Consider the following 13,306-nt stretch of genomic DNA (forward strand, 5'->3'; position numbering starts at 1 on the left):
ACGCCATCCCCGCAACTACCTGGCCTTCCTCGGGCTCGCCGCCGCCCTTTGTTGCTACAAGCGCCTCGCCCGCCTCACCACATAGGACACGGTCTTAGTGGGACACAGCTGCGGATGGAGCACCCCCACATCGGCGGGGAAGGCGTTGAGCTGTTCTCAGCCCCGCGCTCTCCAACTGGAACACCCCCACATCGGCGGGGAAGTGGTCGTACCTCAGTACGACCACCGCCTGGCCCGAGGCTACCGGGACAAGCCGCGGTGCGCCTTGCCCGCCCCGGCCGGCAGAAGCAGGCACGATCCGATGGTGGCCGGGTCGGGTCTCATGCTGACGATGATCGTGATGAGGGCAATCACAAGCGCCCAGGGTGCTGGCAAAGCCCAAGGTGCGGCTATTGCTGGGACTCGATGGACGACGCCTCCTCAGAGCAACTCCGTTGTTATAGACGGAGGTTCCCTCAGAGCCTGACCCTGGGGCCGTATTCCACCGGGCACCCCTCCTCTGACTCCACCCCACGTTCACCAACCTTCTGAGTTCCCGTCACATCTGTCACCGCGAGGTGCTCTACTGGATCGGCAGCTTGGAACGGGACCCCTGTGTCAGTGGTGGCTGCTTGAATGCGAAGCGCGACTCAGGCGGCGTTTCGTTGGGGGCCTTGTCGTGCTGCTTCGCGCTGACCACGTTCGTTGAGGGGGCTGTTTGATGTCTGGGGGGTTCGACCTGCGGGACGAGCCATGGATTCCGGTGCGGCTGCTGACTGGGGAGTCGGTGCGGCTGGGGCTGCGGCAGGTGTTCAAGCAGGCTCATGAGATCGAGGACCTGGAGTTGTCGGTGCCGCCGGCAGCAGCGGGGCTGATGCGGATCCTGGCAGTGATCACGGCCAGGGTCGCCTCCGATGGAGACGACCGTCTCGATGACCTCGATGTCGCCGAGAACGTCAAGGACTGGCTCGATCTGCGTCGGCGCGTTCTGCGGGCCGGCCGATTCGATCCGGGGGCGGTGGACAGTTACTTCGACAAGGAGGTGCCGTCAGGCAGGTTCGACCTGTTTGACGTGGAGCGGCCGTTCCTCCAGGACCCGCGGCTTCATACCGAATGTGTGGACGCCAAGGGTGCGCCGAACCCGTCGGGGGTGAACAAGCTGGTGATGGGCCGGCCGACCGGGATCAACGGCGCGGTCCTGTTCGGTCACTTCACCGACACGGATCCTGTTCCCGTGCCGGCCGCGGAGGCCGCCTGGCATCTGATCGCCCAGCTCTATTTCGGGCCGTCCGGCCAGTGCACGCCCCGGCGTATCGGCGAGGACCGGACGGGCAGTGGGGACGCGGCGCCTCTGCGGAAGTCGGTCTCGTACTTCCCCTGGGGCCGTGACCTGTTCACCTCGCTGATCCTGGCCGTGCCAACGCTGCAGGGCGAGGAGCTCGGGGAGGACGAGGACGCCTGCCCGTGGGAGGGTGAACTTCTCGACCCGCTGGTACCTCTGCCCCCGATGACGTGGCCAGGGCGGATGCTGACCGGCCGGTTCCGGCACGCCGTGCTGCTCGTTCCGTCGTCGGACGGCCGGCAGGTGACCGACGCGTACATCACCTGGTCCACGCACGCACCGGCCCCTGTGGTGCGGGACCCGTACCAGATCCTGGATCGGCGCAAGGACGGGAATTTTCAGCCTCGAGAGGCCGACGGTGCCCGTGCCCTGTGGCGTGACCTGGACGCCCTGCTGCTGAAGGACGACCGGCAGGACACCCAGCGGCCACCCGCCTTCGGCGCACTGCCCAAGACGCTGCTGCCCACTCTGCGCGTGCGCGCCTACGGATTCGACCAGGACGGCCAGCAGAAGGACAGCGTCTGGTTCGCGTCGACAACTCCCCGGGTTCTGACCTGGCTGGAGGAGAACGACGAGGAGATGGCGCACTACATCAAGCGCTGTCATGCCTGCGCAGAAGTGGTAGGAGCCCGGCTGGAGTTCGCGGCCAAGGTGGCCTGGAAGATTGCCACGGACTCCAACGTCGATCCCTCGCCGAAGGCGAAGGTCAAACTCGACGCCCGGAAACCCGGCCCTTGGGTCGCCGCCGCGCTGACGCGGTTCTGGCCGAAGGCAGAGGCCGAATTCTGGCAGCTGACCAACCTTGAGCGGCAAACGGACCGACCCGTGGAACCGTTCATCCACGCGGCCCTCTCGGCGCTGGACGAGGCGATCGGCCCGTCCAGTCGGGCGGACATCAGGGTGGCGCGCGCCCGGCACCGCGCTCGCTCGATGCTCCTTGCGCTGCTGAGCCCCAACGCCGGCTGAGCCGGTACCGACCATTCTGCGCTCGCTGACCGCCTGTCAGCGTTCACACCCCTTTCCCCGTACCAGGGATGCCTCATGAGCGATTCCACGGTGGCCGCTGCGCCGCCGAAACACGACAGATTCATCTCCTATGTCCACGACCTCTGTCAGGACAACCGCACCCGTGCCGAGCTGCGCCGGGGCCTGGGCCTGCCGGTCGAACGGTGCAACTACATGCACCGCTACCTCGTCCCTTGGCTTCACCAGCACGATGACGTCAGCTATCCGGACACCCGCCGGGCCTACTACGGGGTGGCGTCGCTGATCGCGGCGCGCCCGCGCGTTGCCCGGCAGACCGGGCCGGCTGACACCTCGGCCACCGCCTGGTACCTGCGTCCGAATCTGGGGTCCGCGCTCGGCGAGGCCGTCAAGAGGGACGTCATGAAGTCAGGCACGGCCGAGAGCGCTTTGCACCTGATGTCCCGGCAGAGCAGCGATGCCGTTCACCGGACGCTTCCCGCCCTGACCCGGCAGCTCTTGAGTGGTGGCATCGCGGTCGACTGGGCGGTTCTGTTGAAAGACCTGTCCTGGTGGACCCAGGACCGTGACGTGATCGCGACCCGCTGGCTCGACCAGTACTTCCGCCGTTCCATTCCCACCGGCGCCACCGACACCACCGCCACTATTCTTCCCGAGGAGAACGAGCGATGACCCTCTACCTGGACCTGAACGCCCTTCAGTCGGTGCCGGCCGCGAACCTGAACCGTGACGACCTCGGGTCTCCGAAGCAGGTGCGCTATGGCGACGCGCTGCGTATCCGCGTCTCCAGCCAGTCCTGGAAACGGCCCATCCGTCTCGGCGTGGAAAAGGACCTCGGGGAGAAGGCAGCCCGGACCCGCCTGGTGCCGGTGAAGGTGCAGCAGACGCTCGAGCGGGCGGGCTGGCCCACCGATCTGGCCGCGTTCGCCGGCTCCCAGGTGGCGGTGAGCGCCGGGAAGAAGGGCATCGGTCTGGAGGCCGCCGGCCACACCTCGGTGCTGCTGTTCCTGCCGGAGGCGGCCATCGAGGAGCTCGCCACCGTGTGCGCCGAGCACCGCGAGGCCCTGGAAGCGGCCATGCAGAAGGCAGCGAGTGCCAAGAAGGGCACCAAAGCCCCCCAGACGCTGCCCCCGAACACCATTGAGGCGATCCTCAAGCGGCGCACCGCATCCATCAGCCTTCTGGGACGCATGCTCGCCGAGCTGCCGGACGCCAACGTTGACGGCGCGGCCCAGGTCGCGCACGCCTTCACCACGCACGCGGCGGAACCGCAGCGGGACTACTTCACCGCGGTCGACGACTGGCTGGGGGAGTCCGAGACGGGTAGCGGACACCTGGACACCGCCGAATTCGCCGCAGGCGTCTTCTACCGGTACGGGACCGTCAACGTTACCGACCTGCTGAAGAACCTCGAGGGTGACGTCAAGGCCGCCCGTACGGTGCTGGCCTCGTTCGCCGAGCACTTCCTGATGTCGTTGCCGCAGGCCAAGAAGAACTCGACGGCTCCGCACACCCTGCCTGACCTCGCGTACCTGGCGGTGCGTGAGCACCGGCCGCTGTCGCTGGCCGCCGCCTTCGAAACCCCTGTGAACGCAGACCGGCAGGGGGGATTCTCCAAGCCGTCTCGCCAGGCGCTCGACACCTACACCGTCAACATCAACCGGCTCACCGGTGACCGCAACCGCCCTTTCCACGGGCACACGGTCATCGACCCTCAGGAGAAGCCCAAGGGACTCGGCACTGCCCACGAGTCCTACCACATGCTCGTAGAGGCCGCCGTCGAGGCCGCGATCAACGCTGCTGGAAGCACGGTCGCGGGAGCCCAGCAGTGAGCGGACTGCTGCTCAGGCTGGCTGGCCCCCTGCAGTCGTGGGGTGAACGCTCGGCATTCACCCCGGTGCGGGAGACTGCCTCCTTCCCGACCCGTTCCGCACTGGTCGGAATGTTCGCCGCGGCCGAGGGCATCGCCCGCTACGACACTGCCGGCCTCAAGAAGTACGAGCAGGTGCGGCTGACGGTACGAGTCGACCGGCCGGGCACGCTGCTGGAGGACTACCACACCGTCGGCGGCGGCTTCCCCAAGGAACGCACCGCCGCCACGAGCGGCGGCAGCAACAAGGACGCGGCCGTCATCACCCGCCGCCAGTACCTTGCCGACGCGGTCTTCGTCGTCGCCGTCACCGCACCCGACGACCTGGCAGAGCAGCTCGCCGCCGCACTGCGGCGCCCTTACTGGGCGCCCTATCTCGGCCGACGCTCCTGCGCACCCGACGAGCCGTTCCTCCTGCGCCGGCACGCCGACGATCCCGAGAAGGAACTGCTGACCGCAGTACCGCTCACCTCCCCCGAACCCCGTCACGGTGCAGGGGACACGATTGCGGTGCAGTTCCTACGCGAGCGCCCTGCTCCCGAAGCCGGCCCCGGCGCGACCGCCGACGTCATCGAGATCAACGACAGGCCGGTCAGCTTCGCTCCACACGGGCGGGCCCATGCCGGCCGCCGTCTCTACCGGACCGTCGAGCCGGTGAGCCGAGCCCTGGTGGGACCGCAGAAAACCCTGCTCACGCGCCTGATCGACTACGCCCACGCCGAGGAACACGCATGAACGACGAGCCGGTGATCGCCCGGATCCGCCTCAACCCGCACAGCCGCGACGTTCAGAGGGATCTTCGCGACGCCACCGAAATGCACCGCACGGTGATGCGTATGGTGCCCGACGGCCTCGGCGAATCCCCCCGCAGCCAGGCGGGCCTGCTCTACCGCCTCGACGAGACCGACACCACCAGCACCCTCCTCGTCCAAGCGAACCGCCTCGACCCCGCCCGCCTCCCTGCCGGCTACGGGCAGGCAGACCTCAAGAGCCTCACCCCCATGTTCACCGCGCTACGCAAAGGGCTGGCCGTCCGCTACCGCATCGCCCTCAACCCCGCCAAGCGCGAGCGCCTCCCACTCGAGGCACAAGGCAAGCGCGGCCGGATCCTGCCGCTGTCCGGACCGGACGCCGACCAGTGGTGGCAACGCCGGGCGGCCGACGCGGGCCTGCAACTCCACGTCCTGACTCCCACCAACATGCCGCCCATCCGCACCCGCAGACAGGACCCCGACGGCATACGGCACAGCCTGATCCGTTACGACGGCACCGCAACCGTCACCGACCCCGACGCCCTCCACGAGGCCATCCTGGCCGGCGTCGGACGCGGGAAGCCCTACGGAGCCGGACTGCTCAGCCTGGCCCCCGCACCAGCCGCATGAGCGCACCCAGAAAGGGAGGCGACGCCCGGCGACGCCTCGCCTCCCCCACCCTCGCCATGCTGCCCCGCGTCGCCGACTCCCTGTCATTCCTCTACCTGGACATGGTCCGCGTCGTCCAGGACGACACCGGAGTCTGCGCCCAGATCCAGGTCGACGACCACCGCACCGACCTCGTCTACATCCCCACCGCAGCGCTCTCGTGCCTCCTCCTCGGTCCGGGCGTCTCCATCACCACACCCGCCCTGAGCACGCTGGCCCGCCACGGCACCAGCGTCATCTCCGTCGGATCCGGCGGCGTACGCGCCTACGCCGGCATCCTCTCCGACTCCCTCACCACCCACTGGCTGGAACAACAGGTCGCCTGCTGGACCGACCCCGGACGACGCCTCGACGTCGCCATACGCATGTACCGCATGCGCTTCCAGGACGCCGACCTCCCCGAGGCCGTCACCCTCGACCAGCTCCGCGGCCTCGAGGGCCAGCGGATGAAAGCCTTCTACAAGATCCTCGCCCAGCAGCACGGCATCGGCCGCTTCCGCCGCAACTACCATCCCGATCAATGGAACGCACAGGACCCCGTCAACCTTGCCCTGTCCGCCGCCAGCGCCTGCCTTTACGGCATCGTCCACTCCGCGCTGCTCGCCCTCGGCCTCTCTCCTGCCCTCGGATTCGTCCACACCGGTAAGCAGCATTCCTTCGTCTACGACATCGCCGACCTCTACAAGGCCGAGACCACCCTCCCCCTCGCCTTCGCCCTCCACAACTCCGACAACCCCGAACAAGAAGCACGCCGCCGCTTCCGCGAAGACCTACGCCTCCTCAAGCTCCTCCCGCGCATCGTCCACGACGTCCAGAACCTCCTGACGCCACCCCCCACGGACGCCACCGACGAAGACGAGCCACAGGAGAAGCACGACGTCCAACTGGTCCACCTCTGGGACCCCAAAGCCGGTGTCCTTCCTGCCGGCGTCAACTACGCGGCCCGAGGTGACTGATGCCGTCCATGCTCGTGATCGCCACCACGGCCGTTCCTGACCACCTCCGAGGAGCACTCAGCCGCTGGACCAGCGAGGTCGTCCCCGGCATCTTCGTCGGAAGCACCTCCGCCCGCGTCCGCGACCAACTCTGGCAAGCCGTCACCGAGACCGTGGGCAACGGTGCCGCCGTCCTCGTCCACCCCGCCCCCACCGAACAGGGCTACGCCATACGAACCGCCGGCACCCGCCGCCGCGTCCCCGCCGACTTCGACGGGCTTACCCTGATCCGTATGACCGCCGCACCAAAGGTAAAGGAAATGCAAAGCCCTCCTTGAGCTGCAGGTCAGGAAGTGTCCTCCCCGCCGACGCGGGGGTGTTCCGCCCTCAGCCCCCTCGACCTGCGCGCCACCCTCGTCCTCCCCGCCGACGCGGGGGTGTTCCGGTCCGCATCATCTCTGCTGCACCGCCGGGGCCGTCCTCCCCGCCGACGCGGGGGTGTTCCACCGGCGATGAGACCCAGGCGCATTCCGACGGCGTCCTCCCCGCCGACGCGGGGGTGTTCCGCCGATCATCCCGCCGAGCGCGGACCGGTTCGTGTCCTCCCCGCCGACGCGGGGGTGTTCCGTCGGCTCGTCAGCCGAGACGGTGGCGATGCGCGTCCTCCCCGCCGACGCGGGGGTGTTCCGGCGAGGCGGCACGAGAGTTCTCCCATGGGTGAGTCCTCCCCGCCGACGCGGGGGTGTTCCGGCGAGGCGGCACGAGAGTTCTCCCATGGGTGAGTCCTCCCCGCCGACGCGGGGGTGTTCCGCTCGCGCTTCCGCTCGCGCTCTTCCCGCTCGTGTCCTCCCCGCCGACGCGGGGGTGTTCCGGCTTGGCCAGGAATCCCGTCCAGTGACACAACGTCCTCCCCGCCGACGCGGGGGTGTTCCGAACTGGAGGGCGGAGAAGGACTTGCCCGAGCCGTCCTCCCCGCCGACGCGGGGGTGTTCCGACTATGCTGGCCGGTGCTTCCTCCGGCGAGACGTCCTCCCCGCCGACGCGGGGGTGTTCCGACCATGCTGGCCGGTGCTTCCTCCGGCGAGACGTCCTCCCCGCCGAAGCGGGGGTGTTCCGCAGACCTACACCCTGAACGCGGGCAGCATCGCGTCCTCCCCGCCGACGCGGGAGTGTTCCGGAATCGCGCGAGGTTCCGGACGGTCCGGTCCTCCCCGCCGACGCGGGGGTGTTCCGATCTACGGGCAGGGCCGAACCGCCCTGCTCTCGTCCTCCCCGCCGACGCGGGGGCGTTCCGATGATCGCGGTCGGCCGGGACACCGGTAGGGGGCCTCACCGCCGACACGAGGGTATTCCGTTCATGGAGAACGCGGCGACCCCGAACCTGGTGTACGCAAGGGCACGGGCACACGGAGCGGGCCCGGAGTCAGTTGGTATGACTCCGGGCCCGCTCCGTGCGTGTGTGGTCAGGCGGCCCAGCCGATGGAGGAGACGTTGCTGTACGCGTCGTAGTCCGAGCCGAGGTCCTGGATGATCTCGTCCCAGATGGCATCCAGTTCTCCCAGGTCGTCGTCGATCCAGGCATCGACGGCGCGGTCCCATACGCCTCGGACGTTGATGTTGCGACTGGCGACCTCGCGCTGGTGCTTGTTCTCGACGCGGGACTGGTCGACGGGGTTGATCTCGACACGGGTGCCGCGGCCGTCGTTGTTGAGCCGGTGCTTGAGGTCGGTGGCCACGTTGCGGCGGCGCAGGTCCCAGTAGGCGGCGTCCAGGCGGTTGAGGTTGGCGCCGTTGGGGGTGCGTTCCTCGGCGAGCCAGGCCATGAGGGTGCGGGGGGAGACGTTGATGCCGGCGCGGTCCATGGCTTCGTAGCCGGCGTCGGTCTTGGTGAGGTAGCGCAGGCGGGCGGCGAGGCCGCGTTCGCTGTCGACGGGGGAGGCGATGCCGGTGACCATGTTCTCGATGGCTGTGCCCAGCGCGTCGGCGCCCGGCACTCCGTGGGCGTTGAACATGCCGAGGTCCATCCAGCGGCCGGCCATCAGCTGGCCTTGCCGACGGTGTACTCGCCGGACGTTTTGGCGTCACCGTGCTTGATCTTCATCTGGGAGACGCCGCGGCCTTCGGGGAAGACCTCGCGCCAGTCGCCGGTGACGTGGAGTTCGTCGGTCCCCATCATGCTGATGATGTCGAGCCCGGCCTGGTGGGCTTTGTAGGCCTTGCCCCAGAGGTTGGCGTAGGCCTGGGAGTGGATGATGTGCATCCAGTCCGGGCGGACCATTTCGCGGTTGTGGATCGACTCGCCCATCGTGGAGATGAACTTGGAGTACATCTGCTTGATGTACTCCAGGGTGAGGGTGTCGTCCTCTTCGATGGCGGTCTCCCGTGCCGCGGTGAGGGTCTTGCGCAGGGCGTCGAGGAAATTCTCCGTCGCCCCGGATGTCCACGACTCATGAATGACCGGCGCTTCGGTCAGTCCGTACTTCGGGCCGGCCAGGCGTTGCAGGAGGCGCAGGGTGGCGTTGGTGACCCACAGGGCGCCGGGCTCGTCACGGTCACCGATCGGATCCGGCAGATGCGGGTGCTCCCAGGGTGCGGGAGTGATCAGGTGTACCCCGGAGCGCTTGGGCTCGACATCGTCCGTGCCGGTGCTGTGCTCGAGCTTGCCGATCGGCAGCCAGCACTTGAGTGCCGACAGGTAGGCGGCGTTCACATCGAGGGCGGTGACCTTGATGTCACCGGGCATCCGTGTCGAGAAGTCGGGGTGGTGGAAGCGCGGCCGCGCTTCCCAGATCTGATCCGGATCCTTCTTCGACGGCTTCTTCAGGACGTCGGGCAGTGCCGGGTAGGCGGTGTACTCGTACCGGGCTGTTGCCCTGGTCTCGTTGAACAGGTGCATCACGTCGGGGATCGCACGCTTGATCAGGGCTTTGAGTGTCGCATCCATGTCACCGCCAGCGCGCTCCAGTTCGCTTTGGACGGCGCGGCTGATGAGGCCGGTGGTCTCCTCCTGCGCTCGGGCAGCCGAACGCGCCCGACGCTCCGGCCGCGCCGCCATGGGCACCGGAACGGGTGAGGCGGGAGCTGCGGGAGCAGAGGCGATGAACTCCGCGGTGGCGGGTGTGGGCGTACCCGCGGCCTGAGCGGTGGTGCCGGGCCGGCAGAACGCGCCGGCGTGGAGGGGGTGGCCGTCGGTGGACTGGTAGGTGGTGACGACGCCGCAGCGCATGCACGGGCCGGGCGGGCCGTGAACGGCCAGGCCATCAGGGCCGCGCAGCGTCTCAGGCGTGGCGCCGAACGGAGCGGGCGGCTGCTCCGCGCCCCCTGCGGCGGGCGGCGGGGTGACGGCCGAGGCCGGGTAGATCTCCGAGAGACCCTTCATCAGGCGCAGGTACTCCAGGCGAGCTGGCGGTGCCGGATCCGAGACGCCCTCTTCCCAGTTCGCGATGGTGGAGCGTCCCACGCCTACCGCGGTGGCGACCTGGGCGCGCGAGAGGCTGGCCGCCTCACGCAGACGCCGTCGTTCCGCGGGGGACGGCATCGACGCTGTAAGACGAGCTTCCTCCAACAGCGCTTCCACGCCGCTCAGTCCTTCAGTCATGACCCCAGACTACATTGATTGACTGTGTAATGCGCAGCCATTGGTCATCTATTGGGCGACGGTTGCCCGGGTCGAGTTGGGTTTTGTCCTGGCTCGACCCGACCCGCGCCGCATGCCGTGCGGCGCGGGTCGGGCGATTCACGGACTGCGTGGCGTCTCCGGCGGCCGACGACGCCGATCAGGGGGTGCTCCGGTGCGCCGCTGGCATCCTGAAGTCGAAGACCGGAGCATCGAGGTCGTGCCCTCCTACGCCTTTCCTCAGGACCTCCTCGACGCCCAAGCCGCCCTCGACGAGGTGCAGAAAGAGCACGATCTTTTTGCTCAGATCCTGCCGTGGTCGGCCGAAGCCATGCCCGGCTACCGCCCGGAGAAGGACGCCAGCGCCGGCTACACCCCCGAGCAGGCAGAGCGCCTGGCCGCCTACAGGGCGCGCATCCTGGAACTGACCACGCAGGTCATCACACACCCCTACTGGGAAACACTGTCTGGTCCGGACCGGGTGGAAGCCCGAACCGTCCTCAAGCACGTCAACGACCCGGCCGGCCCCGAGGCGCCATAGCCACGGCCGCGACATCGACGACCTGCAGAAGAACCGGGCACTCCCGGAATGGCCACTCCTGTCGGCGCTGGCCGCCCGAAGTTGTACGCTCATCCGCGCTCTTGTCGGCCCACAATGTGCTCAGGTGCGGTCGATGATCTGGATGCAGGCGGTACGGCGCGAACCCTGGTATCGCGCGCAGAGCTTCCCGTCCGACTGGATGCCGGGCACGAACGTTGCCACCAGTCGATCCCCGCGTCGTCGGGCGGTAACGGTGTAGGCCATGCCTCCAGGCTCAGTGATGTGCACCGTGGCGGACACGCGATGACGGGGCGGATTGGTCCAGGTCGCCCGGACAGTCCCCGGGTTCGCACTGCCAGGGTCACCGGTGGTGGAGAGACAGATCTGCGGGCCGGAGAAGTGGTGGGTACACCCGGAAGCCGCCGCGTGCGCGGGAGCATCCAGGGAAACAGCCAGGGCGATGCCTGTGATGGCGACGGCCAAGGCGCGGAGAGAGCGGTACATACCCGGTGAACGAGCCGGGCCCGCCCGGAGCAACGTCCGGCTGCTGCCGTGGCCTCCGGGCTGCGCGCCGGGGTGCAGCCCGGAGGCCCGGAGGCCACGGACGAACGCCCCGCCTTGGGCGAATCCGAAGGATCGTCGCAACACGTGATGCCGTTGTGCGATGGCACGTCAGTCTAGACAGCCGCTCGGCCAGGCAATCCCGGCCAAGCGGCCGACGGCCGTTGCAGCCGGGGCCCTCCCGACCAGCTCACATTTCTCTCAGCTGCGGTTCCGCAGGCGAGCGACGGGCTGATGGACTCACGCCATGACGACATTGCTTCCCCGCATCCTGCGAGCACTTGAGCAGTTCCATGCCGCCCATCCCTGGGACCACAACGCCCACTACCACCGGTGGATCCTGCGTCAGCTCGCAAGCCGTTTCAACAGGGCTCTGGACATCGGATCAGGCAGCGGTGACCTCGCCAGACTCCTGGCCACACGAGCCGTCGCAGTGCACGGTATCGATGTCGATCCCACGATCGTCGATCGCGCGCGGGAGCTCACAGACCCCGCCGCCCCAGTGACCTTCACTGTCGGAGACGCACTGAAGGAGGTTGCGCCTGGCCCCTACGACGTCATCACATGTGTCGCCACCATCCACCACATGCCGTTCAGCGACGCCCTCACCTGCTTCCGTCAGCACCTGGCGCCCGACGGAACCCTGGTGGTGGTCGGCGTCTATCGCCCGCGGTCTCGAAGCGATTACCTGATCGACGCCGCGGCCATTCCGGCGAACGTCCTCATGGCATGGATCAAGAACAAAGGGCGCAAGGCGCCGCGACCAGCCTCAATGACCGCCTCGACCCGACCGGCGACTATGACCTTTACAGACATCGTTCGCGACACCCACCAGGCGCTACCCGGTGCACGGCTGCACCGACGACTGTTCTGGCGCTACGTGCTGGTCTGGCACCAGAACTAGGAGATCGACCTCGCGGCTCGGCCTGGAGCCAAAGGCACCGCAACGAGGGCCGATCGTCCGAGTCGCACCCACCAGGACACACTCCCAGTCGCTCCGAGCTCGGCGAGAGCCGCCTCGATCTCCGCTTCAGGCGGCACGCTCGAGATGACGTCGCATTCGCAGGTAGGGGCGACGGCGGCCGGCTGCTCGGGGCCATGGCGGTGGGAGGCATCGGATGCCATCTGACGTAATACAGGAACCAGCATCACGACGCCGCTCCCTGCCGCACACCCATACGACGTCCTGCCACAGCGTGAGAGCGTTGTGCGACGTGACCCAGGATGTGCAGGGGGAACCAGGGACAGTGGGGGCAGCGAACTCGGGAAGTCCCGTGCAGCTGACCCGCACGCATCGCGTACTCATCGGGGTCGTCGTCGCCGGCGCCGTACTCATCGCCGCGATCGGTTTCGCCGGCTCGTACGCCGCCCTACGCGAACTCGCGGAGGAGAAGGGCTTCGGTCAGTTCTCCCTGGTCTTCCCGATCGGCATCGACGCGGGGCGAGCTGTCGCATCGTCAGGTTCGTGTGCCAGTACGCGGCCACCAGCAGAGCCCGGTCCTCCAACGGCAGACTCCACGGCCGGCCCTTGCGGACTGCGTCCGCACCCTCGCGTCGCAAAACCGTCACCAGCTCCCCGAACTGCCGCAGGCTCAGCCCTGAGAAGGGGGCTATCCAGGACGACTCCGACGCCGTGATCACACCAGCCACGCCAAGATCATCTCACCCGTAGCAGGACTCAGATACGGACGCTCAGCCGCAGATCAAGCAGGTGACGTAGACGAGCAGATGCCCCTCGGAACATCCCCAGCTTCCTCAGCTCGTCCGCCCCAAGTTCCAGCCGGTCTGCGAGGGCAAGCACGGCGGCGTAAGGCCGTTCGCCTTCATCGAGCTTCGCGGCAACAGCATCGAGGACGGCTCGAAGAACGACGAGATTCGCGCCGGGATGTTCTGCCAGCAGCCGAAGGAGCTTGTTGTCGTTCCAGACGCTGTCCCGGGCCGTGCTCAGTTCCTGCAGAGATGCGGGCGGGGTGTGGGGATTGGCGGCCAGGGCTTGCAGACGAAGGGGTACGGACATCGCGCGAGACGCTGCAGCACACCGCTGTCTTCCTCAGCAT

Annotated in this window: 12 protein-coding genes, 2 pseudogenes and 1 CRISPR repeat array; of the genes and pseudogenes, 10 read left to right on the top strand and 4 right to left on the bottom strand. The window is 68.1% G+C overall.

Annotation, left to right across the window (positions count from 1 at the left end; genetic code table 11):
* Positions 1-700 precede the first annotated feature (700 nt).
* The 7 genes from casA (at position 701) to cas2e (ending at position 6,869) form a co-directional block, all read left to right on the top strand.
* A complete protein-coding gene (gene casA, locus ACFYY2_RS31055; RefSeq protein WP_388749178.1) occupies positions 701-2,287 on the top strand; it encodes a type I-E CRISPR-associated protein Cse1/CasA in 1,587 nt (528 codons plus the stop codon).
* A gap of 75 nt (positions 2,288-2,362) precedes the next feature.
* Positions 2,363-2,977: a type I-E CRISPR-associated protein Cse2/CasB gene (casB, locus tag ACFYY2_RS31060; protein ID WP_388749180.1), complete on the top strand. Its 615-nt coding sequence runs from the start codon at positions 2,363-2,365 to the stop codon at positions 2,975-2,977.
* The gene (gene cas7e / locus ACFYY2_RS31065) at positions 2,974-4,137 is read left to right on the top strand and encodes a type I-E CRISPR-associated protein Cas7/Cse4/CasC (protein WP_388749182.1); all 1,164 of its coding nucleotides are present in this window, start codon (positions 2,974-2,976) and stop codon (positions 4,135-4,137) included. The genes casB and cas7e overlap by 4 nt, the downstream gene beginning before the upstream one ends.
* Entirely contained in the window at positions 4,134-4,910 is a 777-nt protein-coding gene (cas5e, locus tag ACFYY2_RS31070; protein ID WP_388749184.1) for a type I-E CRISPR-associated protein Cas5/CasD, read from the top strand. The genes cas7e and cas5e overlap by 4 nt, the downstream gene beginning before the upstream one ends.
* Positions 4,907-5,557 carry a type I-E CRISPR-associated protein Cas6/Cse3/CasE gene (gene cas6e / locus ACFYY2_RS31075; protein ID WP_388749186.1) on the top strand — a complete coding sequence of 217 codons (651 nt, stop codon included), beginning with the start codon at positions 4,907-4,909 and terminating at the stop codon, positions 5,555-5,557. Before cas5e ends, cas6e begins: the two co-directional genes overlap by 4 nt.
* 56 nt (positions 5,558-5,613) lie before the next feature.
* A complete protein-coding gene (gene cas1e / locus ACFYY2_RS31080) occupies positions 5,614-6,552 on the top strand; it encodes a type I-E CRISPR-associated endonuclease Cas1e (RefSeq protein WP_388749374.1) in 939 nt (312 codons plus the stop codon).
* Entirely contained in the window at positions 6,552-6,869 is a 318-nt protein-coding gene (gene cas2e / locus ACFYY2_RS31085; protein WP_388749188.1) for a type I-E CRISPR-associated endoribonuclease Cas2e, read from the top strand. The genes cas1e and cas2e overlap by 1 nt, the downstream gene beginning before the upstream one ends.
* Positions 6,870-6,886: 17 nt before the next feature.
* A CRISPR array of direct repeats spans positions 6,887-7,885; the repeat unit is 29 nt; unit sequence GTCCTCCCCGCCGACGCGGGGGTGTTCCG.
* A gap of 109 nt (positions 7,886-7,994) precedes the next feature.
* On the opposite strand, the gene ACFYY2_RS31090 is transcribed toward cas2e, so the two are convergent.
* Positions 7,995-8,570, bottom strand: a complete 576-nt coding sequence (locus tag ACFYY2_RS31090) for a transcriptional regulator (protein WP_388749190.1) — start codon at positions 8,568-8,570, stop codon at positions 7,995-7,997.
* The gene (locus ACFYY2_RS31095) at positions 8,570-10,129 is read right to left on the bottom strand and encodes a helix-turn-helix domain-containing protein (protein WP_388749192.1); all 1,560 of its coding nucleotides are present in this window, start codon (positions 10,127-10,129) and stop codon (positions 8,570-8,572) included. The genes ACFYY2_RS31090 and ACFYY2_RS31095 overlap by 1 nt, the downstream gene beginning before the upstream one ends.
* Before the next feature lie 193 nt (positions 10,130-10,322).
* On the opposite strand from ACFYY2_RS31095, the gene ACFYY2_RS31100 reads away from it, so the two are divergent.
* The 3 genes and pseudogenes from ACFYY2_RS31100 to ACFYY2_RS31110 all read left to right on the top strand — a co-directional run.
* Entirely contained in the window at positions 10,323-10,688 is a 366-nt protein-coding gene (locus tag ACFYY2_RS31100) for a hypothetical protein (RefSeq protein WP_388749194.1), read from the top strand.
* Positions 10,689-11,496: 808 nt separating this feature from the next.
* Positions 11,497-12,153 carry a class I SAM-dependent methyltransferase gene (locus ACFYY2_RS31105; RefSeq protein ID WP_388749196.1) on the top strand — a complete coding sequence of 219 codons (657 nt, stop codon included), beginning with the start codon at positions 11,497-11,499 and terminating at the stop codon, positions 12,151-12,153.
* Between the two features lie 370 nt (positions 12,154-12,523).
* Positions 12,524-12,700, top strand: a pseudogene (locus tag ACFYY2_RS31110) (DUF2637 domain-containing protein); the annotation flags it as partial.
* On the opposite strand, the pseudogene ACFYY2_RS31115 reads toward ACFYY2_RS31110, so the two are convergent.
* Positions 12,687-12,899 (bottom strand): annotated as a pseudogene (locus ACFYY2_RS31115) (IS5/IS1182 family transposase); the annotation flags it as partial. The pseudogenes ACFYY2_RS31110 and ACFYY2_RS31115 sit on opposite strands and share 14 nt — an antisense overlap.
* 28 nt (positions 12,900-12,927) lie before the next feature.
* Positions 12,928-13,266 (bottom strand): hypothetical protein, encoded by a 339-nt coding sequence (locus ACFYY2_RS31120; RefSeq protein WP_388749197.1) that lies wholly within the window; start codon positions 13,264-13,266, stop codon positions 12,928-12,930.
* Between the last annotated feature and the right edge of the window lie 40 nt (positions 13,267-13,306).

This window comes from Streptomyces sp. NPDC001822, from assembly GCF_042892135.1.
GTDB lineage: Bacteria > Actinomycetota > Actinomycetes > Streptomycetales > Streptomycetaceae > Streptomyces.

Coding starts and splice junctions, on each gene's coding strand:
- casA (WP_388749178.1), top strand. CDS start 701: ATGTCTGGGGGGTTCGACCTGCGGGACGAGCCATGGATTCCGGTGCGG.
- casB (WP_388749180.1), top strand. CDS start 2,363: ATGAGCGATTCCACGGTGGCCGCTGCGCCGCCGAAACACGACAGATTC.
- cas7e (WP_388749182.1), top strand. CDS start 2,974: ATGACCCTCTACCTGGACCTGAACGCCCTTCAGTCGGTGCCGGCCGCG.
- cas6e (WP_388749186.1), top strand. CDS start 4,907: ATGAACGACGAGCCGGTGATCGCCCGGATCCGCCTCAACCCGCACAGC.
- cas1e (WP_388749374.1), top strand. CDS start 5,614: ATGCTGCCCCGCGTCGCCGACTCCCTGTCATTCCTCTACCTGGACATG.
- cas2e (WP_388749188.1), top strand. CDS start 6,552: ATGCCGTCCATGCTCGTGATCGCCACCACGGCCGTTCCTGACCACCTC.
- ACFYY2_RS31090 (WP_388749190.1), bottom strand. CDS start 8,570: ATGGCCGGCCGCTGGATGGACCTCGGCATGTTCAACGCCCACGGAGTG.
- ACFYY2_RS31095 (WP_388749192.1), bottom strand. CDS start 10,129: ATGACTGAAGGACTGAGCGGCGTGGAAGCGCTGTTGGAGGAAGCTCGT.
- ACFYY2_RS31105 (WP_388749196.1), top strand. CDS start 11,497: ATGACGACATTGCTTCCCCGCATCCTGCGAGCACTTGAGCAGTTCCAT.
- ACFYY2_RS31120 (WP_388749197.1), bottom strand. CDS start 13,266: ATGTCCGTACCCCTTCGTCTGCAAGCCCTGGCCGCCAATCCCCACACC.